The sequence below is a fragment of the Spirillospora sp. NPDC127506 genome, assembly GCF_040302145.1.
Lineage (GTDB): Bacteria > Actinomycetota > Actinomycetes > Streptosporangiales > Streptosporangiaceae > Spirillospora.
Genome location: NZ_JBEORG010000036.1, coordinates 46615 through 67626 on the forward strand (window position 1 = coordinate 46615; position 21012 = coordinate 67626).

Here is a 21012-nt window from a genome sequence, read left to right on the forward strand (position 1 = left end):
CCTGAGGCCGTGCGTCAGCTCTGCCCGGTCAGGGTGGCCACCAGGTCGGCGGCGGTGCGGCAGCGGTCCAGGAGGGCGCCCACGTGCTGCCTGGTGCCGCGCAGGGGCTCCAGGGTCGGGACGCGCTGGAGGGACTCCCGGCCCGGGACGTCGAAGATGACGGAGTCCCAGGAGGCGGCGGCGACGGAGTCGGCGTACTGGCGCAGGCAGCGGCCGCGGAAGTAGGCGCGGGTGTCCTCGGGCGGGTCGTCGATCGCGGCCTCGACCTCGGCCTCGGTGACGAAGCGCTCGATGCGGCCGCGGCTCACGAGCCGGTTGTAGAGGCCCTTGTCGGGCCGTATGTCGGCGTACTGCAGGTCGACGAGGTGCAGGCGCGGGTGGGACCAGTCGAGGCCGTCGCGGGTGCGGTAGCCCTCCAGGAGGGCGAGCTTGGCGACCCAGTCGAGCTCGCGGGACAGCTGCATGGGGTCGTCGCCGAGGCGGTGCAGGACGGACTCCCAGCGGTCGAGGACGTCCTTGGTCATCTCGTCGACGTCGGCGCCGAAGCGGTCCTCGACGTACTTGCGGGACTGCTCGAGGTACTCCATCTGGAGCTGGACGGCGGTCATCTTGCGGCCGTCGCGGAGGGTGAGCAGGTGCTTGCAGGACGGGTCGTGGGAGACGGCGCGCAGGGCGGCGACGGGCATGTCGACGGACAGGTCGACGGTGAGGAAGCCGTCCTCGATCATGGCGAGGACGAGGGAGGTGGTGCCGAGCTTGAGGTAGGTGGACAGCTCGGCCATGTTGGCGTCGCCGATGATGACGTGGAGCCGCCGGTACTTCTCGGGGTCGGCGTGGGGCTCGTCGCGGGTGTTGATGATGGGGCGTTTGAGGGTGGTCTCCAGGCCGACCTCGACTTCGAAGAAGTCGGCGCGCTGGCTGATCTGGAAGCCGTCGCCGCGGCCGTCGACGCCGATGCCGACGCGGCCGGCGCCGGTGACGACCTGGCGGGAGACGAAGAAGGGGGTGAGGTGCCGGACGATGTCGGCGAAGGGGGTCTCGCGGCGCATGAGGTAGTTCTCATGGCAGCCGTAGGAGGCGCCCTTGTTGTCGGTGTTGTTCTTGTAGAGCTGGATGGGGTGGGTGCCGGGGACCATGGCGGCGCGCTGTGCGGCGTCGGCCATGACGCGTTCTCCGGCCTTGTCCCAGATGACGGCGTCGCGGGGGTTGGTGCACTCGGGTGCGGAGTACTCGGGGTGGGCGTGGTCGACGTAGAGGCGGGCGCCGTTGGTGAGGATGACGTTGGCGAGGCCGAGGTCCTCGTCGGTGAGCTGGGTGGGGTCGGCGACCTCGCGGGCGAGGTCGAAGCCGCGGGCGTCGCGGAGGGGGTTCTCCTCCTCGAAGTCCCAGCGGGCCCTGCGGGCGCGCGCCACCGATGCCGCGAGGTAGGCGTTGACCACCTGGGAGGAGGTCACCATCGCGTTGGCCCCTGGTTGCCCGGGCACGGAGATGCCGTACTCGGTCTCGATGCCCATCACCCGCCGAACACTCATATCGTCGAGCCTATCGGGGCGGCGGGGGTGGGGCGACGGGACAGGGCCGCATCGGGGGGCGTGGCGCGGCGCGCCGGGGCGGCGGCGCGGCCGGCGCGCGCGGCGGCCTCCCGTCCGGGGGGCCGCCGCGCGGTTGCCGTCATGGTGCGGGCGTTACAGGTACTGGCCGGTGTTGGCGACGGTGTCGATGGACCGTCCGGCTTCTGCGCCCTTGGTGCCGGAGACGAGGGTGCGGATGTAGACGATCCGTTCGCCCTTCTTGCCGGAGATGCGGGCCCAGTCGTCGGGGTTGGTGGTGTTGGGCAGGTCTTCGTTCTCGCTGAACTCGTCGACGCAGGCGGCGAGGAGGTGGCTGACGCGGAGGCCTTTCTGGCCGGTGTCGAGGTATTGCTTGATGGCCATCTTCTTGGCGCGGTCGACGATGTTCTGGATCATCGCGCCGGAGTTGAAGTCCTTGAAGTAGAGGACTTCCTTGTCGCCGTTGGCGTAGGTGACCTCCAGGAAGCGGTTCTCTTCGCTTTCGGTGTACATGCGCTCGACGGTCCGCTGGATCATGGCCTCGACGGTGGCCTCTTCGGAGCCGCCGTGCTCCTTGAGGTCGTCGGGGTGGAGCGGGAGTCCGGTGAGGATGTACTTGGAGAAGATGTCCTTGGCGGCTTCGGCGTCGGGCCGTTCGATCTTGATTTTGACGTCGAGGCGGCCGGGGCGCAGGATCGCGGGGTCGATCATGTCCTCGCGGTTGGAGGCGCCGATGACGATGACGTTCTCCAGGCCTTCGACGCCGTCGATCTCGCTGAGGAGCTGCGGGACGATGGTGTTCTCGACGTCGGAGGAGACGCCGGAGCCGCGGGTGCGGAAGATGGAGTCCATCTCGTCGAAGAAGACGATGACGGGGGTTCCGGCGGACGCCTTTTCGCGGGCGCGCTGGAAGACGAGGCGGATGTGCCGCTCGGTCTCGCCGACGTACTTGTTGAGGAGCTCGGGGCCCTTGATGTTGAGGAAGAAGCTCTTGCCCTCCTGGCCGGTCTTCTCGGCGACCTGTTTGGCGAGGGAGTTGGCGACGGCCTTGGCGATGAGGGTCTTGCCGCATCCGGGGGGTCCGTAGAGGAGGACGCCCTTGGGGGGCCGGAGCTGGTGCTCGCGGAAGAGGTCGGCGTGCAGGTAGGGAAGTTCCACGGCGTCGCGGATCATTTCGATCTGGGAGCCGAGGCCGCCGATCTCGTCGTAGGAGATGTCGGGGACCTCTTCGAGGACGAGTTCTTCGACTTCGGCCTTGTGGATCTTCTCGTAGGCGTAGCCGGACCTGGGTTCGAGCATGAGGGAGTCGCCGGCGCGGAGGGGGACTCCGCGGAGCGGCTCGGCGAGTTTGACGACGCGTTCCTCGTCGGCGTGCGCGATGACGAGGGCGCGTTCGCCGTCGTCGAAGAGCTCCTTGAGCATGACGACTTCGCCCTGCTCTTCGAAGTCGAGTGCTTCGACGACGTTGAGGGCCTCGTTGAGCATGACCTCTTGGCCGCGCTGGAGTTCGTCGATGTCGACGGCGGGGCTGACGTTCACGCGGAGTTTGCGTCCGCCGGTGAAGATGTCGACCGTTCCGTCGTCGCGCGCTTCGAGGAAGACGCCGAATCCGGACGGTGGTTGTGCGAGCCTGTCGACCTCCTCCTTGAGCGCCACGATCTGTTCGCGAGCCTCTTTGAGGGTCGCTACGAGTCGCTCGTTCTGGCCGGTTACGGCGGCCAGGTTCGCCTGTGCCTCATGGAGGCGTTCTTCCAGTACGCGTACTTGGCGCGGGGATTCCGCGAGCTTGCGGCGCAGCACGGAGATCTCCTCCTCCAGGAAGGAGATCTGCGTTTGGAGGTCCTTGACCTCCTTTTCGTGCTGCGCCCTGCGCGCCCCAGCATCGTCACGAGCGGCCACGCCCCGTCACCTCCTCACGAAGAGAGCCGACGACCTACTGAGACCCTACCTATCTGGAGGGCTTCCGTAACCTGCCCATTCGGTGTTCGTGTCGTGCGGGGGTCTTCCCGGGGGGTTGGGAGGGGCGCTGCGGGGGTGGTGCGGGTCGGGGGGTTACGGGCCTTGGACCTGGGGGTTCTCGGGTTCGGGCGTGTCGTGGCGGGGGGTTTGCCGAGTTCGGTGGATGTGGGGTGTGTCTCCGGGTCGCGGGTGCCGGGTGCGGCGCGTCGCGGTGCGGGGCGGCCGGTGGCGGCGGGCGGCGGCGGGCGCCGGTGACGGTGGGTGACGTCGGGAGGGAGCGGCGGGGGTGTGATCTATGGCGCGGGGGGTTGCCCGGGCGTGGCGCCGCGGTCGCCGGGCGGGCCGCCGCCGGGGGCGGGGTGGGCGCCTTTGGCGGGGCGGCGGCGGCGGGCGGGCGGGGTGACGCCGTCGGCGAGGCGGCGGGCGGTGACGAGGAAGCCGGTGTGGCCGACCATGCGGTGGTCGGGGCGGACGGCGAGGCCGTCGACGTGCCAGGAGCGGAGGAGGGTCTCGAAGGCGTAGGGCTCGGCGAAGTTGCCGTGGGCGCGGAGGTCTTCGACGATGCGGGACATCTGGGTGGTGGTGGCGATGTAGGCGCAGACGAGGCCGCCGGGGACGAGGGCTTTGGCGACGGCGTCGAGGGTCTCCCAGGGGGCGAGCATGTCGAGGACGACGCGGTCGACGTCGGTTTCGGTGAGGGCGTGTTCGAGGGAGCCGACGGTGAGGCGCCAGGCGGGGTGGGGGCCGCCGAAGAACTTCTCGACGTTGCCGCGGGCGATGTCGGCGAAGTCGGGGCGGCGTTCGTAGGAGGAGACGAGGCCGTGTTCGCCGACGGCGCGCAGGAGGGAGCAGGTGAGGGCGCCGGATCCGGCGCCGGCTTCGATGACGCGGGCGCCGGGGAAGATGTCGGCCATGGCGATGATCTGGGCGGCGTCCTTGGGGTAGACGACGGCGGCGCCGCGGGGCATGCGGAGGGTGAAGTCGGCGAGGAGGGGGCGGAAGGCGAGGTATTCGGTGCCGCCGGTGGAGCGGAAGACGCTGCCTTCGGGGCTGCCGATGATGTCGTCGTGGGGGACGGAGCCCTTGTGGGAGTGGTAGAGCTTGCCGGGTTGCAGGGTGATGGTGTTGATGCGGCCTTTGGGGTCGGTGAGCTGAACCTGGTCGCCTGGGCGGAAGGGGCCGTGGGGGATGCGGCCGGGTGCGGGGGCGGGTCCGTCGGGCTGGGGTTCGCTCATGGGGGTCAAGGCTATCGGCGGGTGCGGGCGGGCCGGACCGCGGCGGTGGGCCGGGGCGCGGCCCGGGCGGTCGGGTTCAGATGCCGCTGAAGGCGCGGTCGACGTCGCTGACGGCGAGGACGCCGTAGACGCGGCCGTCGGGTTCGACGAGGAGGTATTCGGAGGCGGGGGCGCGGCGGAGGGCGTCGAGGAGGTCGTCGCCGGCGATGTCGGCGGGGAGGGTGAGGTCGTCGTGGAGGCCGCGGGACAGTTCGCCGGCGGTGATCCAGGGGCGGCGGTGCTCGGGGGTGGCGGTGACGGCCTTCTCGTTGACGAGGCCGAGGGGGCGGCCGTCGTGGTCGGCGATGACGATGGCGCCGGCGTGGTCGGCGTGGGCGCGGCGGACGGCTTCGGCGAGGGGGGTGTCGGCGGTGACGAGGGTGGCGCGGCGGGCGAGGGCGCGGGCGGACAGCAGGGGGATGCGGTCGCGGACGCGTTCGGCGCGGATGGCCTGGGTGGCGCCGACCCAGATGAAGGAGGCGATGAGGGCGGACCAGAGGAGGGCGAGCCAGCCGATGCCGCCGTCGTCGGCGGTGGTGGTGTAGGTGGCGAGGTAGGCGCCGGCGATGAGGCAGCCGATGGCGACGGCGCGGCCGACCCAGCCGGCGATGATGGCGCCGCTGCGGCTGCGTCCGGTGGCCTTCCAGACGGCGGCGCGGACGAGGCGTCCGCCGTCGAGGGGGAGGCCGGGCAGGAGGTTGAACAGGCCGACGAGGAGGTTGGCGAAGGTGAGGGCTTCGAGGAGGAGGAGCGCGACGTCGGGGAGGGCGAGGGCGGCGTGGGCGAGGAGGCCGAGGCCGGCGAGGACGAGGTTGGTGAGGGGGCCGGCGAAGGCGATGAGGAATTCGCGGCCGGGGGTGGGGGCTTCGCGTTCGATGGAGGTCTCGCCGCCGAGGACGTGGAGGGTGACGGAGCGGACGGGGAGCCCGAAGATGCGGGCGGTGACGGCGTGGCTGAGTTCGTGGACGAAGACGGAGCCGTAGAGGAGGACGGCGTAGGTGAAGGCGACGAGGTAGCTGAGGGGGCGGGCGACGACGTCGTGGACTTGGCCTTCGAACATGACGGTGACGAGGACGGCGACGATGAACCAGGAGGGTGAGACGTAGAGGGGGATGCCGAGGACGCGGCCCATGGAGAGTCCGGGCCGCGGGGTGCGGCCGTCGTCGTGGCCGGGGCCTCCGGCCGGTGTCCTGCCCTGGGTCGGGGGCGCGCTGTTCGTCACGTCTCCGATGCTACGGCCCCGGGGGGCGGGTCGTGCCGCTCGGTGGCGGCGGGCCGGGGCCGGGCCTGGGGCCGGGCGGCGGTCGTGTCCTGTGCCGGCGGGGGCGGGACGGCGGGGCGCCGGATTTTCGTCGGGGGTGTCGCCTAGTCTGCTGTGCCATGACGACGACCGAGGCGGGTAGTGAGGCGTCCGTTCCGTCCGCGCGGGGCGGGGGCGGCGGCGCGGGGGACGTCGTGGTGGTGGGGTCGTTGTCGCCGTCCCGTGCGGGCGATTTCATGACGTGTCCGCTGCTGTACCGGTTCCGGGTGATCGACCGGATTCCGGAGCGGCCGAGCGCGGCGGCGGTGCGGGGGACGCTGGTGCACGCGGTGCTGGAGCGGCTGTTCGATCTGCCGACGGCGGGGCGGACGCCGGCGGCGGCGCTGGAGATGCTGGGGCCGGAGTGGGAGCGGCTGCTGGCGGCGGAGCCGGAGCTGGCGGGGCTGTTCGCGGACGGGGAGGCCGGGGAGGCGGAGCGGGCGGAGTGGCTCGGGCAGGCGCGGCGGATGGTGGAGCGGTACTTCACGCTGGAGGATCCGCGGCGGCTGGAGCCGGCGGAGCGCGAGCTGTTCGTGGAGACGGTGCTGGAGTCGGGGCTGAAGCTGCGCGGGTACATCGACCGGGTGGACGTGGCGCCGAGCGGCGACGTGCGGATCGTGGACTACAAGACGGGGACGGCGCCGCGGGCGGATTTCGAGGCGCGGGCGCTGTTCCAGATGAAGTTCTACGCGCTGGTGCTGTGGCGGCTGCGGGGGCGGGTGCCGCGGCTGCTGCAGCTGATGTACCTGGGGAACGGGGAGATCCTGCGGTACGAGCCGGACGAGGCGGATCTGCGGGCGACGCAGCGGAAGGTGGAGGCGCTGTGGGCGGCGATCCGGCGGGCGATGGAGACGGGCGAGTGGCGGCCGCGTGCGGGGCGGCTGTGCGACTGGTGCGATCACAAGGAGCGGTGCCCGGAGTTCGGGGGCACTCCCCCGCCGCTGCCGGAGGCGCCGGTGCGGCGGCCCTCCCCGGCGGATCTGGAGGGCGCCGACCCGGAGGGCGCGGCGCGGGAGCACGGGGATCTGTAGCGGCGCGGTGCGCGGGCCCGGGGCCGGTCCGGGGCGGGTCGCGGGCTCATCCTTGGGGATGACGGCGGATCCGCGTCCAGGAGGGGTCGGGACCTGCCGCGACCTCCTAGGGTGAGTGGCGTGTCACCCCGCATCCGTGGTCTTCACGCCGCCCGGGCCTGGCTGCAGGCGCGCCCGCTGGCGGCTGACGCGCTGCTCGCTTTCGGGCTGCTGCTGGTGGGGCTGCCGCAGCTGTTCCTGCAGGAGCTCCCGGACGGCGAGGACTTCGCGGCGTTCCGGTCGCCGGACGTGTGGAACGGGCTGCTCGTCGTCGTGGTGACGGGGGCGCTGGCGTGGCGGCGGCGGCATCCGCTGCCGGTGCTGCTGTTCATCATCGGCGGTGAGGCGCTGACGGCGGCGCTGCAGTATCCGCCGGCGGTGCCGGACGTGGTGGCGTTCCTGATCGCGGTGTACAGCGTGGCGGCGCACCGGGGGCTGGCGCAGAGCGCGCTGGGCGGGCTGGTCGCGTTCGTGTACTTCCTGGCGTATCTGCTGCTGATGCTGCCGCTGTCGTCGGAGCCGGTGGTGGTGATCACCGATTCGGCGCTGGTGGTCGGCGTGTGGATGCTGGGGCGGAACCTGCGGCTGCGGCGGGCGTACTTCGCGGAGCTGGAGGACCGGGCGGCGCGGCTGGAGCGGGCGCGGGGGACGGACGCGCGGGCGGCGCGGATCGAGGAGCGGTCGCGGATCGCGCGGGAGCTGCACGACGTGGTGGCGCACCATGTGAGCGTGATGACGGTGCAGGCGGGGGCGGCGCGGCGGATCATCGACCGGGATCCGGGCAGCGCGCGGGAGGCGATGTCGACGATCGAGGAGGTCGGGCGGACGGCGCTGAGCGAGATGCGGCGGATCGTGGGGGTGCTGCGGACGGACCGGGACGCCGAGCAGGCGGGCCGGGAGCTGGCGCCGCAGCCGGGTCTGGGGGATCTCGGGGAGCTGCTGGACCATGTGCGGGAGACGGGCCTGTCGGTGCAGCTGTGGATCGAGGGTGAGGCGCGGTCGCCGTCGCCGGGGGTGGACGTGGCGGCGTTCCGGCTGATCCAGGAGGCGCTGACGAACACGCTGAAGCATGCGGGGCCGCAGGCGCGGGCGTGGGTGCGGCTGTACTACGGGGACGACGACCTGACGGTGGAGGTGGAGGACGACGGGCGCGGCACGGCGACGTTCATGGCCGACAACGGGGACAATCCGGGGCATGGCCTGGTCGGCATGTACGAGCGTGTGGCGCTGTACGGTGGCGAGTTGAGGATCGGGCCGCGGGTCGGCGGCGGGTTCGGTGTGCGGGCGCGTTTCCCGCTGGAGGCGTGATGGCCGGCGGGGCGTCCCGGGTGCGGACGGTGGTGTTGTGTCAGTGCGTCGTGAGGCGAGGAGCGGGACGATGAGCGGACCGGGTGGGCGTTCGGCCGGGGCGGCGCGATGACGACGGTGCGGGTGCTGCTGGTGGACGACCAGCCGCTGCTGCGGACGGGGTTCCGGCTGATTCTGGAGGCGGAGGCCGACATCGCGGTGGTCGGCGAGGCCGGGGACGGCGCGGCGGCGGTGGAGATGACGCGGTCGCTGCTTCCGGACGTGGTGCTGATGGACATCCGGATGCCGGGCGTGGACGGGATCGAGGCGACGCGGCGGATCATCCGGGAGGGTGCGGCGTCGCACGATCCGAAGGTGCTGATCCTGACGACGTTCGATCTGGACGAGTACGTGATCGAGGCTGTGCGGGCGGGGGCGAGCGGTTTCCTGCTGAAGGACTCGCCGCCGGAGGATCTGGTGCAGGCGATCCGGATCGTGGCGGCGGGCGACGCGATCGTGGCGCCGAGCGTGACGCGGCGGCTGCTGGACAAGTTCGCGACGCGGCTGCCGGCGGTGCGCGACCAGGCGCCGCCTCCGGGGCTGGACACGCTGACGGAGCGGGAGCGCGAGGTGCTGTCACATGTGGCGCGGGGGCAGTCGAACGCGGAGATCGCGGCGGAGCTGGTGGTGAGCGAGACGACGGTGAAGACGCATGTGGGGAACGTGCTGGCGAAGCTGGGGCTGCGGGACCGGGTGCAGGCGGTGGTGTACGCGTACGAGACGGGTCTGAGCAGGCCGGGGCAGAGCTGACCCGCGGCCGACCCGCGGCTGACCTGCGGCCGGGCCGCGGGCCGTGCCGGGCGGGGCGGCGGGTCTCAGGGATGATCCCTGAGAGATCCCTGACGTTCGCGGGGCGGGGGTCTACTCCCCGAGTACGACGGGGGGCGGGCGCCTCCTGCCGTGGGTGGACCGGCAAGTCCGTTCCTGGGGTGCATCCATCTGCTTCGTGCGGCTTCTAGTGTTCTGGGTGTCGGGTCGCCGGGGGTACAGCGATCGCGACGCCTTTCGACCACTCACACACAGGAGTTTCAACGTGACGAACAGCGCCCCTTCGGCCTCCGGCGCCCAGCCCGCGCCCGGGGCGGGCGACTTCGCCGCACGGACCCAGCAGATCGCGAAGGTGTACGGGCGCGGCGACGCCCAGGTCGTCGCGCTCGACGGGGTCACGGTCGGCATTCCGCGCGGCCGGTTCACCGCGATCATGGGCCCGTCGGGGTCCGGGAAGTCCACGCTGATGCACTGCATGGCGGGGCTGGACTCAGTGGACTCCGGGCAGGTCTTCATCGGCGACACCGAGCTGACAGCGCTGAAGGACAAGCAGCTGACGCGGCTGCGGCGCGACAAGGTCGGGTTCATCTTCCAGGCGTTCAACCTGGTGCCGACGCTGACGGCGCTGGAGAACATCACGCTGCCGATGGACATCGCCGGCCGCCGCCCCGACCGGGAGTGGCTGGACACGGTGATCGACACGGTGGGGCTGCGGCCGCGGCTGAAGCACCGGCCGAGCGAGCTGTCGGGCGGGCAGCAGCAGCGGGTGGCGTGCGCCCGCGCGCTGGCGTCCCGCCCGGAGATCATCTTCGCGGACGAGCCGACGGGGAACCTGGACTCGCGGTCGGGCGCGGAGGTCCTGTCGTTCCTGCGGGACTCGGTGAGCCGGATGGGGCAGACGATCGTGATGGTGACGCACGACCCGTCCGCGGCCGCGTACGCCGACCAGGTGCTGTTCCTGACCGACGGGCAGATCGTCGACACGATGACCGAGCCGACCGCGGAGCGGGTGCTGGAGCGGATGAAGGGCTTCGACGCCGCCGCCCGTCCCGCCGCGGACTCGGAGGTCCCGGCGCGATGATGGGCAGGGTCACGCTCCGCAACCTCGCGGCGCACAAGATCAGGCTGGTGCTGACGGCCGTCGCGGTGATCCTCGGCGTGGCGTTCGTGGCCGGCACGCTGATCTTCACCGACAGCATGAACAAGCAGTTCGACGAGCTGTTCAGCCGGATCGGCACGAACGTGGCCGTGGACGTGCGGGCGAAGAAGGTCGTCGGCGGCGACGACGACGGGATGGCGGCGCAGCCGGTGCCGGCGGCGGTGCTGAAGACGCTGCGGGGCGTCGAGGGCGTCAAGGACCCGAAGGGCAACGTCAACGGGTACGCGGCGGTCGTCGGCAAGGACGGCAAGATCGTCGGGACGGCGCAGAACGGGCCGCCGCAGATCGGCACGAACTGGACGACGGGCGGGTCGTACGACCTGGCGTCGGGCCGCGCGCCGCAGGGGCCGGGCGAGGTCGTCATCGACACCAGGACGGCGGAGAAGGGCGAGCTGGCGCTCGGGGACGTCACGCAGGTCCTCACCGCGGGCCCGCCCGCCCGCATGAAGATCGTCGGGCTGGTCGACGCGGGGAACCTGATGGGCGCGACGCTCACCGGGTTCGACACGCCGACCGCGCAGAAGCTGATGCTGAAGCCCGGCTACTTCAGCGACATCGAGATGGGCTCGTCGGGCCCGTCCCAGGAGGAGCTGCGCGACCGGGTCGCGAAGGTCCTGCCGCAGGGGATGGAGGCCGTCACCGGCGACCAGCTGCGCGAGGAGTCCAAGAGCGACGTCGCGCAGATGATGAGCTTCTTCCGGACGTTCCTGCTGGTGTTCGCGCTGATCTCGATCTTCGTCGGGGCGTTCATCATCTTCAACACGTTCTCGATGCTGGTCGCGCAGCGGACCCGCGAGCTGGCGCTGCTGCGCGCGATCGGCGCGGCCCGCGCGCAGGTGACGCGGGCGGTGATCGGCGAGGCGGTCGCGGTCGGCGTCGTCGGGTCCACGCTGGGCCTGGCGGCCGGGGCCGGGCTGGCGTCGCTGCTGCAGACGCAGATGGGCGACGCCGGACAGGGCGGCCTGACGTTCACCGCGACCCCGGTGATCGCGTCGTACGCGGTCGGGATCCTGGTGACCGTGGTGTCGGCGTACTTCCCGGCGCGGCGCGCCGCGAAGATCCCGCCGGTCGCGGCGATGCGCGACGACGTGGCGCTGCCGCAGCGGTCGCTGCGGATCCGGGTGGCGCTCGGGTCGCTGCTGACCCTCGCCGGCGCGGGCCTGATCGGCGTCGGCCTGGCCGGTGACGGCGGCGGCAACCCGGCGATCCCGGTCGGCGCGGGCGCGTTCGGGGTGTTCGTCGGCGTCGCGATGCTCGCCCCGGTGATCAGCGTCCCGGTGCTGAAGGTGCTGGGCGCGCCCGCGGCGCGGCTGATGGGGTCGCCCGGGCGGCTGGCGCGGCAGAACGCGCTGCGCAACCCGCGCCGCACCGCCGCGACCGCGGCCGCGCTGATGATCGGCCTGGCGCTGATCACCACGGTGAACGTGCTGGGCGCGACGATGCGGGCGTCGATCGACGAGCAGGTGGACGCCCAGTTCGGCGCGGACTACCTGGTGCAGTCGCAGGGCCCCGGCGGCGTGAACGCCGAGGCGCAGCAGAAGATCAAGGACACGCCGGGCGTGGTGGCGGTGTCGCCGACCTACACCGCCGAGGCGAAGATCGAGGGCAAGGACGCCTTCTACGTGTCGGGCGACCTGGCGGCGCTGGCGAAGGCGGCCCGGCTGAAGCTGGTGTCGGGCTCCGCCGGCGGCGGCCCGGCGTCGATCATGGTGGACGAGGACACCGCGAAGGACCGCGGCTGGAAGGTCGGCACGCCGGTGCCCGTGCGGTTCGCCGACGGGAAGACCGAGTCGCTCACCCTCGCCGGCGTGTACGCCAGGAGCGACCTGATCGGGCCGCGGATGATCTCCCAGCAGGCGCATCTGCGGCACACGGTGCGGCCCACCGTCGGGCTCGTCGTGGTCGACACGGCCCGCGCGGACGCCTCCACCAAGGCGGCGCTGGATTCGGCGGTGAAGGCGTACCCGAACCTCGAGGTCGCCGACCAGGCGACGCTGAAGTCCGACGCCCGCAAGCAGGTCGACGGGTTCGTGACGTTCCTGACGATCCTGCTGGTGATGTCGGTCATCATCGCGGCGGTCGGGGTGATCAACACGCTGGCGCTGTCGGTGATCGAGCGGACCCGGGAGATCGGGCTGCTGCGCGCGATCGGGATCTCCCGGCGGCAGCTGCGCCGCATGATCCGGCTGGAGTCCATCATGATCGCGGTGTTCGGCGCCGTGCTCGGCATGGGCATCGGGGTGGCGTTCGGCGCGGCGCTGCAGAACGCGCTGGCCGACCAGGGCCTCGGCGTCCTCGCCGTCCCGTACGGGACGCTGCTGGTCTACCTGGCGGTGGCCGCGGTGATCGGCGTGCTGGCGGCGCTGTGGCCGGCGTGGCGGGCCGGGCGGATGGACGTCCTGAAGGCCATCTCCACCGAATGACCCGTCGCCGGGGGCAAGGCCCCGGCGACGGGAAGGACCCGGCCCCTCCGCGCGGAGGGGCCGGGTCCTTCCTTGTGCGGGAGGCGCACCGGAGGGGAAGGTCCCGGCGGCGTCAACCCGGCCTGCCCGGTCGGCGGCCGCCCGGCCGGGCGCGGCCCGGCCGGGGTCTAGTCGGCGGCGGGCTCGGGGTCGTCGGCCTGGGCCGCGCCCGGCGCCACCGCGGCCTTGGCGACCGCGTCGGTCGCGCTGACCGTGGTGTTCTCCGGGAAGTGGCACGCGGCGTGGTGCCCCGGGCTGAGCTCCACCAGCGGCGGCTCGACCTGCTTGCAGATGTCCTGCGCCTTCCAGCAGCGGGTGTGGAACCGGCACGCGGGCGGCGGGTCGATCGGGCTCGGCACGTCCCCCTGCAGCCGGATCCGCTTGCGCTGGTCGCGCTCGCTCGGGTCCGGGATCGGCACCGCCGACAGCAGCGCGTTGGTGTAGGGGTGCATGGGCCGCTGGTACACGTCCGCGCGGTCCGCGATCTCGACGATCTTGCCGAGGTACATGACGGCGACGCGGTCGGAGATGTGCCGGACGACCGACAGGTCGTGCGCGATCACCACGTAGGTGAGGTCGAGCTCGTCCTGCAGGTCCTCCAGCAGGTTGACCACCTGCGCCTGCACCGACACGTCCAGCGCCGACACCGGCTCGTCCGCGATGATCAGCTTCGGCTTGAGGGCGAGGGTGCGGGCGATCCCGATGCGCTGCCGCTGCCCGCCGGAGAACTCGTGCGGGTACCGGTTGTAGTGCTCGGGGTTCAGGCCGACGAGTTCCAGGATCTCCTGGACGGCCTTCTTGACGCCCTGCTTGGCCTCGATGTTCTGCAGCCGGAACGGGGCCCCGACGATCGCGCCGACGGTCTTGCGGGGGTTCAGCGACGAGTACGGGTCCTGGAAGATCATCTGGAGGTCGCGGCGGAGCGGCCGGAGCCGGCCCTGCGACATCTTGGTGATGTCCTGCCCCTCGAAGGTGATCTTCCCGAAGCTGGGGTCCAGCAGCCGCATGATCATGCGGCCGGTGGTGGACTTGCCGCAGCCGGACTCCCCCACCAGCCCGAGGGTCTCGCCCTTGCGGACCGAGAACGACACGCCGTCGACGGCCTTCACCGCCGCGACCTGCCGGCGCAGCAGCCCCGCGGTCACCGGGAAGTGCTTGCCGAGGTTCTCCACCTCCAGCAGCGGCTCGCCGTCCGGGGCGGGCCGCGCCGCGGCCCGGGTCTCCTCGGCCGGGGTCTCGGCGGCCGGGGCGCTGCCGGCCGGGGCGCCGTCGGGGGCGTTTCCGGCCGGGGTCTTCTCTGTGCTCACAGTCTCGTTCCCACCCGTGCTCGTCACAGCTTCGGCCGGATCTCGTCGTTCCAGATCTCCCGCCGCTTCTCCAGCGGGAGGTGGCACGCCGCCTTGTGGCCCGGCACGACCTCGATCAGCTCGGGCCGCTCCGTCGTGCACCTGTCGCCGTTGAGGTCCATGTAGGGGCAGCGCGGATGGAACGCGCACCCGGACGGGACGTTGATCAGGCTCGGCGGCGACCCCTCGATCGGCTGGAGCCGCTCACTGCGCTCCCGGTCGAGGCGCGGCATCGACCCGAGCAGCCCCCACGTGTAGGGGTGCAGCGGCCGGTGGAAGGCGTCGTCGACGGAGGCGTACTCCACCGCGCGGCCCGCGTACATCACCAGGATGTCGTCGGACAGCTCGGCGACCACCCCGAGATCGTGGGTGATCATGATGACGGCGGAGTTGAACTCCTGCTGCAGGTCGCGGATCAGGTCGAGGATCTGCGCCTGGACGGTCACGTCCAGCGCCGTCGTCGGCTCGTCGGCGATCAGCAGCTCCGGGTTGCACGACAGCGCCATCGCGATCATCGCGCGCTGCCGCATGCCGCCGGAGAACTGGTGCGGGTAGTCGTCGACCCGCTTCTCCGGCTTGGGGATGCCGACGCGGCCGAGCATGTCGATGGCGTGCTTGCGCGCCACCTGCTTGGACACGTCGTTGTGGACCCGGTACGCCTCGATGATCTGGGCGCCGATGGTGTAGAACGGGTGCATCGCCGACAGCGGGTCCTGGAAGATCATCGCCATGTCGCGGCCGCGGAGCCGGCGGACCTCGGCGCGCGAGGCGTTCACCAGCTCCTTGCCGTTCAGCCAGATCTCCCCGGACATGTTGGCGTTGCGCTTGTTGTGCAGGCCCAGGATGCCGAGGCTGGTCACGCTCTTGCCCGAGCCGGACTCGCCGACGATGCCGAGGGTCCGGCCGCGCTCCAGCTGGAACGACAGCCCGTCCACCGACTTCACCAGGCCGTCGTCGGTCGGGAAGTGGATCTTCAGGTCGCGGACCTCGAGGAACGCGGTGGGGGCCTCGCCGGTGCCCGCGGTGTCCGCGGCGGGCGCGGTGCCGGTCATCAGCTCAGCCTCACTCTCGGGTCGACGACGGCGTACAGCAGGTCGACGAGCAGATTGATGAAGACGATCGAGCTCGCGGTGATCAGCGTGATGCCGAGCACCATGGGCAGGTCGCCGCCGTTGATCGAGCTGATCGCCAGCTGGCCCAGGCCGGGGATGCCGAAGGTGTTCTCGGTGAGCACGGCGCCGCCGAGGAGCAGGCCGAGGTCGAGGCCGAAGATGGTGAGGATCGGCGTCAGCGAGGCGCGCAGGGCGTGCTTGGTGACGACGGTCTTCTCCGGCAGCCCCTTGGCGCGGGCGGTGCGGATGTAGTCCTCGTTCATCGTCTCCAGCATGCCCGCTCTGGTGAGCCGCGCGTACATCGCCGCGTACAGGAACGCGAGCGTCACCCAGGGCAGCACGAGCGCCTCGAACCACATCACCGGGTTGTCGCTGATCGAGGTGTAGCTGCCGCCCCCCGGGAAGATCTTGAAGGTGTAGGAGAACAGCGCGAGCGAGACCAGGCCCGTGAAGTAGATGGGGAGCGACACGCCGCTCAACGCGATGATCATCGCGGTGCGGTCCCAGACGGACCCCCGGCGCAGCGCCGACACGACGCCGGTGGTGATGCCGCCGATGAGCCAGATGACCGCCGCGCCCAGGGCGAGCGACGCGGTCGCCGGGGCCCGGTCGAGCAGCGTCTGCAGCACCGGCTGGCTGCTGCGGTAGGAGTAGCCGAGGCAGGGCGCCGGGCAGTGGTCGGTCACCGGGCCGGCCTTGTAGTCCTGGCCGGCGACGATGCCCTTCAGGTAGTTGCCGTACTGGACCACGATCGGCTTGTCCAGTCCGAGCCGCTCCTTGGTGTCCTGGATGGCCTCGGCCGTCGGGGCCTTGCCGACGTAGGCGGCCGCGATCTGGTCGGTGGTCTGTCCCGCCAGCTTCGGCAGCCCGAAGAAGATGCCGAAGGTCACCAGGCTGACCAGCAGCAACATGAGGACGGCACCGATGAGGCGCCGGATGATGTATGCGAACACATTCCTCGGCCCCACCCGCCGGCCGGGCGGACCTGTGGGTCCTGACCCGGCCGGCGGGCGTCGCCTTCACCTGCCTTCAGATGGACGCACGGACGAAGCGGATGGTTACTCCACGCCCATGTTCAGGTAGTCGTACATACCGCCATAGGAGTAGGTGATCCCGACGTTGGTGGCCCGCTTCGGCCGGTACATCAGCGCCTTGGCGTAGATCAGCGGGACCTCCGCCGCGGACTGCATGACCATCTTGTCGATCTCGCCGTACGCCTTCGTGCGCGCCGCCTTGTCGGTGTTGGCGATCGCGTCGTCCAGCGCCTTGTTGATCGCGGGGTCGTCCAGCTCGGCCAGGTTGGTGCCGCCGGAGGGCTTGATGGCGTCACCGTGGACGATCTGGGCGAGGAACCCGTAGCCGGTCGGCCAGTCGGCCGCCCACGCCATGATCATCATGCCGATGCCGTGCTTGTGGACGTAGTCCGGCACGCCGACGTACTTGTTGAAGTAGTCACCGGCCGGCCACTGCACGATGTCGACCTTGATGCCGACCTTGGCCAGGCTCTGCTGGATGGCCTGCGCCATCGCGACTTCCTTCGGCCGGTCCGACCGGGCCGAGATCTTGGTGCTGAAGCCGTTGGGCTGGCCGCAGGCCTTCAGCTCCTCCTTGGCCTTGTTCAGCGTGGCCTGGTCGAGGCCGTTGCCGCCCTCGGCCTGCTTCTGCGGGTACAGGTCGAACTTGGTGTAGCCGTCGACCGTCGGGGGCAGCACCGTCGTGGCGACGTCACCGCCGGCCAGCGGGCCTCCGTAGGCGGTCTGCGCGGCGACCTTGTCGGTCGCGTACTGCACCGCGATGCGGCAGTGGACGTTGTCCAGCGGCTTGACGTGGACGTTCAGCGACATGAACCGCAGGAAGCCCTGGACGGGGTTGTCCACGTACGGCTTCTGGGCGTCCGCCAGGACCTTCGGCTGGGTGCCGGACTGCACGCCGACGCCGGAGATGTCCATGTCCAGCGTGCCCGCGAGCAGGCGCTGGTCGATGTCGTCCGCGTTCTGCTTGAGCTGGACCTCGATCTTGTCGGGCAGCGCCTTGCGGAGCGGGTCCGTGCTCTGGTTCCAGTTCGGGTTCCGCGACAGCGTCATGGACTTGCCGCGGGTGTAGTTGTCGACCTTGTACGGGCCGCTGGAGACGATCGCGGTCTCGTACTTCGTGCCGGTGTCCTTGGCCTTCGGCACGGGCATGGTCTGCGACATCGCGACCAGGTAGTCGAACTCGGAGAACGGCGTGTTCAGGTGGAACACGATCGTCTGGTCGTCGGGGGTCTCGATCGACTTGAGGCCCTCGTCGCTCTTGTCCTCGTACGGGCCCTTGTAGGGGGGCTTGTTGTCGACGAGGTACTGCTTGAAGTACTTCGGACCGAGCTGCAGCTCCTTGGTGTAGTTGCTGCGCTCGACCGCGTACTTCACGTCCTTGGACGTGACGGTGGTGCCGTCGTCGAACTTGACGCCGGTACGCAGCTTGTACGTCCAGGTCTTGCCGCCGTCACTGGGCGTGCCCAGGTCGGTGGCGAGGTCCGGGACGACCTCCAGGCTCTCCTTGCCCGCGGCCGGCTTGAAGGTGGTCAGCCCCCGGCCGTACAGGCGCGCGAAGTTCTGCGAGAAGGCGTAGTAGGTGTTGCCGGGGTCGGGCGAGTCCCAGTCGTCGGAGCTGGCGAGCTTGAGCGTCCCGCCCTTCTTGTCCGACTTGTTGACCACCTCGTTGACCCCGGCGTTGTAGCCGGGGCCGCTCCCCGAGCTTCCCGACTCGCCGCCGCCGCAGGCGGCCAGCCCCGCGGCCGCGACCACACCGGCCGCGAAGACCGCGATCGGTCTCATTTTGTTCATGTGCAGGCGCACCCCTTCAATTAGACGGGTCGGATGAACCCGAGTCACTTGGCCCGAGGGTCGAGAGCGTCCCGCAGCCCGTCACCGAACAGGTTGAAGGCGAGGACGGTGATGAAGATCGCCATACCGGGGATGATCATGTACATCGGGTCCGAGGCGTAGATCGGCACGGCCAGCGTGAGCATGTTGCCCCACGACGGCGCCGGCGGGATCACTCCGACGCCGAGGAACGACAGCGCCGCCTCGAACAGGATGTTGGTCGGGATCAGCAGGGTCGAGTAGACCAGGATCGGCGCGACCAGATTCGGCAGGACTTCCTTGAACAGCACATAGGAGCTCCGGGCGCCCATGCTGCGCGCCGCGTCGACGAACTCGCGCTCGCGCAGCGAAAGCGTCTGCCCCCGGATGATGCGGCCGATGTACGGCCAGTTGAAGAACCCGATCACGAAGATCAGCACCGAGACCCGCAGCCCGTTGCCGTTCAGCCCGAACGAGCCGTCCGACACGACGCCCACCAGCGCGATCGCGAACAGCAGCAGCGGGAACGCCAGGAAGGCGTCCATCGCGCGGCTGATCAGGTAGTCGACCCAGCCGCCGAAGTAGCCGGCGGTGATGCCCATGACCGTCCCGATGACCACCGACAGCAGCGTCGCCAGGAACGACACCAGCAGCGAGATCCGGGCGCCGTGCACGATGCGGGCCAGCATGTCGCGGCCGGAGCCGGGCTCGACGCCGAGCCAGTGGTCGCCGCTGATGCCCGAGTGCCAGAAGCCCGTCTTGGGCCGGTTGTAGGTCGGGTCGATCAGGTTCTGGTGGTATTTGAGCGGGTCCTGGACGAAGTAGGGGCCGAAGATCGCGAGCAGGATGAGCAGGATGACCACGACGGCGCCGGTCAGCGCGACCTTGTCGCGCTTCAGCCTGATCCAGGCGATCTGACCGAGGGAGCGTCCCTGGATCTTCTTGCTGTCGACACCGGCGAGGACCGATTCCGGCTGCGCCTCGGTGTCGGACCCGGTCACCTCAATGGGTGCGGCCACGCTCCATACCTCCTACCGTCCGGCCACTGGTTCGGCCATGCCGCCGGCGCCCGGCCGGCGGCCGCGGAGATCATCCGCTGCCCCCGTGCCCGTTACGCCGCGTTTGCTGAAGGGAAACGTAGTCCTTCGGGCACGACTGTCCATCCGTGAAGCGAGCTTCGCCAGTACCCGTATCTGACTTGTGATCTCGTCGTCATCTGGGGCACACGCGCCTGAACGCCTATTCCGACAAATCGCCCGAATAGTACGTTCACCACCAGCGGGGCAGGCAACTCGGGGGCCGCCGGGCACGGCAAGCTTTACCGTACTGAGTCCGTTCTGAGACCGATTCTCCGCAGGTCAGCCACTTCGGGCACAGAATACGGCGGGCCGGGGCGCCCCCCGGCCACCTCGGGGACGCCCCGGCCCGCCGCTCGCTTCGCGCGGTGCCGGGCGGTCTCGCTCGGGAGACCCTCAGGAGATGCCGCGGTCGCGCAGGATCCGCTCGATCTCCGCCATCTCCGGGTCGCCGCCGCCCTGGGCGGGCCCCTCCACGGCGCCCTTCGGCTTGGCGCCGCGGCCCGCGGACCTCCGGCCGCCCTCCCCGGCGGCCTTCCCGCCGGACCTGCCGGCCGCCTTGCCGCCCGGCGCGTCCGCGCGGCGGCTCAGCATCGCCCCGGACGCCATGTACAGCAGCACGGCGAGGCCGGCCACGGCGACGCCCGCCCACTTCACCGGGCTGAACGCCAGGTCGACGAAGAACTCCGTCACCCCCGTCATCGCCGCGGCGAGCGGCACCAGGGACAGCGCGGCGCCGCGCAGGCCGGTGGCCGCGCCCCGGCGGCGGTAGACGCCCCAGCTGATCACCAGCCCGGCCAGGGTGACCCCGAGGCTGATCGCGAAAATGACTGCGTCGCTCATGCCGGCCCCTCACTCCGTACGGCGCTGCTCCGGTGCCCCGCGTGCCGCCGCGTGCTCCTCACGCGAGGGCGCTTTCCTCCATGCTCACACGCCGGACGCCGATCCTGCTCCTCCCGGCGGACGGTTTTGCGGCCGGGCCGATCTCCTCCTCCGGCGTGACCCCTCCCCCGCGGGCACCCCGCGGGTATCAGCCCGCGGGTATGAGGGAGCACAGCATGGCCAGGTCGACCTCGCGCAGCGAGGCCACGACGGTGCGGCCGGGCGCGGGCGGGATCGGCAGGACGCCCGGTACCGCCACGGCGGCGCAGCCCGCCGCCTCCGCGGCCGCGACGCCGTTCGGGGAGTCCTCCAGCACGACGCAGCGGGCCGGGTCGGCGCCCAGCCGCGCGGCGGCGGTCAGGTACGGCTCGGGGTCGGGCTTGGTGCGGGCCACCTCGTCGCCGGCGACGCTGAGCGCGAAGTGCTCGCGGCCGACGGCGTCCAGCACCGGCTCGATCAGCCTGCGGTGGCTGGAGGACACCAGCGCGGCCGGGACGCCGGCGGCGCGCACCTCCGCGAGCAGCTCCTTGGCGCCGGGCATCATCGGGACGCAGGCGGTGAGGCGCTCGGCCATGCCGTCCAGCATCCGCCGCCCGACCTCGCCGGGGTCGGCGTCGGCGCCGGTCAGCTCCAGCATGTAGCCGACGGCGACGGACAGGGAGCCGCCGACGAGCTTCTCCTGGTGGGCCGGGCTCCACTCGCCGCCGAGCCACGCCATCACCTCGGACTCGACCTCCAGCCAGAGGCGCTCGGAGTCGATGAGCAGGCCGTCCATGTCGAAGAGCACGGCCTGCAGGCCGTGGGAGGGGGTGCACATGTAACCCCACCATAACCGGGAGGTCGCGGGCCGCTCCCGGGCGTCCG

Annotated in this window: 16 protein-coding genes; 5 read left to right on the forward strand and 11 right to left on the reverse strand. The window is 71.2% G+C overall.

Annotated elements, in window-relative coordinates; all coding sequences use genetic code 11:
* Positions 1-14 precede the first annotated feature (14 nt).
* From dop to ABTW95_RS28015, 4 genes are all read right to left on the reverse strand, one after another.
* Positions 15-1532, reverse strand: a complete 1518-nt coding sequence (gene dop, locus ABTW95_RS28000) for a depupylase/deamidase Dop (RefSeq protein ID WP_500227835.1) — start codon at positions 1530-1532, stop codon at positions 15-17.
* 153 nt (positions 1533-1685) lie between these two features.
* Positions 1686-3449: a proteasome ATPase gene (gene arc / locus ABTW95_RS28005; protein WP_396453849.1), complete on the reverse strand. Its 1764-nt coding sequence runs from the start codon at positions 3447-3449 to the stop codon at positions 1686-1688.
* A 353-nt stretch (positions 3450-3802) separates the two neighbouring features.
* Entirely contained in the window at positions 3803-4744 is a 942-nt protein-coding gene (locus ABTW95_RS28010) for a tRNA (adenine-N1)-methyltransferase (protein WP_500227836.1), read from the reverse strand.
* A gap of 76 nt (positions 4745-4820) precedes the next feature.
* Entirely contained in the window at positions 4821-6005 is a 1185-nt protein-coding gene (locus ABTW95_RS28015) for a M50 family metallopeptidase (protein WP_396453850.1), read from the reverse strand.
* A gap of 158 nt (positions 6006-6163) precedes the next feature.
* On the opposite strand from ABTW95_RS28015, the gene ABTW95_RS28020 reads away from it, so the two are divergent.
* The 5 genes from ABTW95_RS28020 (at position 6164) to ABTW95_RS28040 (ending at position 12850) form a co-directional block, all read left to right on the forward strand.
* Positions 6164-7114, forward strand: coding sequence for a RecB family exonuclease (locus ABTW95_RS28020; protein ID WP_396446734.1), 951 nt, complete (start codon positions 6164-6166; stop codon positions 7112-7114).
* A gap of 120 nt (positions 7115-7234) precedes the next feature.
* Positions 7235-8461 (forward strand): sensor histidine kinase, encoded by a 1227-nt coding sequence (locus tag ABTW95_RS28025; protein ID WP_396446733.1) that lies wholly within the window; start codon positions 7235-7237, stop codon positions 8459-8461.
* A gap of 108 nt (positions 8462-8569) precedes the next feature.
* A complete protein-coding gene (locus ABTW95_RS28030; protein ID WP_396446732.1) occupies positions 8570-9250 on the forward strand; it encodes a response regulator in 681 nt (226 codons plus the stop codon).
* A gap of 283 nt (positions 9251-9533) precedes the next feature.
* Positions 9534-10349 (forward strand): ABC transporter ATP-binding protein, encoded by an 816-nt coding sequence (locus tag ABTW95_RS28035; RefSeq protein WP_396454832.1) that lies wholly within the window; start codon positions 9534-9536, stop codon positions 10347-10349.
* Entirely contained in the window at positions 10346-12850 is a 2505-nt protein-coding gene (locus ABTW95_RS28040) for an ABC transporter permease (RefSeq protein WP_500227837.1), read from the forward strand. Before ABTW95_RS28035 ends, ABTW95_RS28040 begins: the two co-directional genes overlap by 4 nt.
* A gap of 167 nt (positions 12851-13017) precedes the next feature.
* Here ABTW95_RS28040 and ABTW95_RS28045 read toward each other — a convergent pair whose 3' ends face one another.
* From ABTW95_RS28045 to ABTW95_RS28075, 7 genes are all read right to left on the reverse strand, one after another.
* Positions 13018-14070 (reverse strand): ABC transporter ATP-binding protein, encoded by a 1053-nt coding sequence (locus ABTW95_RS28045; RefSeq protein WP_500227842.1) that lies wholly within the window; start codon positions 14068-14070, stop codon positions 13018-13020.
* A 149-nt stretch (positions 14071-14219) separates the two neighbouring features.
* The gene (locus tag ABTW95_RS28050; protein ID WP_396446729.1) at positions 14220-15287 is read right to left on the reverse strand and encodes an ABC transporter ATP-binding protein; all 1068 of its coding nucleotides are present in this window, start codon (positions 15285-15287) and stop codon (positions 14220-14222) included.
* Entirely contained in the window at positions 15287-16300 is a 1014-nt protein-coding gene (locus ABTW95_RS28055) for an ABC transporter permease (RefSeq protein WP_396446728.1), read from the reverse strand. The genes ABTW95_RS28050 and ABTW95_RS28055 overlap by 1 nt, the downstream gene beginning before the upstream one ends.
* A 105-nt stretch (positions 16301-16405) precedes the next feature.
* Positions 16406-18172 (reverse strand): ABC transporter substrate-binding protein, encoded by a 1767-nt coding sequence (locus ABTW95_RS28060; protein ID WP_500227838.1) that lies wholly within the window; start codon positions 18170-18172, stop codon positions 16406-16408.
* Between the two features lie 44 nt (positions 18173-18216).
* Complete coding sequence (locus ABTW95_RS28065) at positions 18217-19209, reverse strand: ABC transporter permease (RefSeq protein WP_396446726.1); 993 nt, start codon at positions 19207-19209, stop codon at positions 18217-18219.
* Between the two features lie 453 nt (positions 19210-19662).
* A complete protein-coding gene (locus tag ABTW95_RS28070) occupies positions 19663-20109 on the reverse strand; it encodes a hypothetical protein (RefSeq protein WP_396446725.1) in 447 nt (148 codons plus the stop codon).
* Between the two features lie 187 nt (positions 20110-20296).
* Positions 20297-20965, reverse strand: a complete 669-nt coding sequence (locus ABTW95_RS28075) for an HAD family hydrolase (protein WP_396454830.1) — start codon at positions 20963-20965, stop codon at positions 20297-20299.
* Positions 20966-21012: the final 47 nt, after the last annotated feature.

Coding starts and splice junctions, on each gene's coding strand:
- ABTW95_RS28010 (WP_500227836.1), bottom strand. CDS start 4,744: ATGAGCGAACCCCAGCCCGACGGACCCGCCCCCGCACCCGGCCGCATC.
- ABTW95_RS28075 (WP_396454830.1), bottom strand. CDS start 20,965: ATGTGCACCCCCTCCCACGGCCTGCAGGCCGTGCTCTTCGACATGGAC.
- ABTW95_RS28020 (WP_396446734.1), top strand. CDS start 6,164: ATGACGACGACCGAGGCGGGTAGTGAGGCGTCCGTTCCGTCCGCGCGG.
- ABTW95_RS28060 (WP_500227838.1), bottom strand. CDS start 18,172: ATGAACAAAATGAGACCGATCGCGGTCTTCGCGGCCGGTGTGGTCGCG.
- ABTW95_RS28050 (WP_396446729.1), bottom strand. CDS start 15,287: ATGACCGGCACCGCGCCCGCCGCGGACACCGCGGGCACCGGCGAGGCC.
- dop (WP_500227835.1), bottom strand. CDS start 1,532: ATGAGTGTTCGGCGGGTGATGGGCATCGAGACCGAGTACGGCATCTCC.
- ABTW95_RS28040 (WP_500227837.1), top strand. CDS start 10,346: ATGATGGGCAGGGTCACGCTCCGCAACCTCGCGGCGCACAAGATCAGG.
- ABTW95_RS28030 (WP_396446732.1), top strand. CDS start 8,570: ATGACGACGGTGCGGGTGCTGCTGGTGGACGACCAGCCGCTGCTGCGG.
- ABTW95_RS28070 (WP_396446725.1), bottom strand. CDS start 20,109: ATGAGCGACGCAGTCATTTTCGCGATCAGCCTCGGGGTCACCCTGGCC.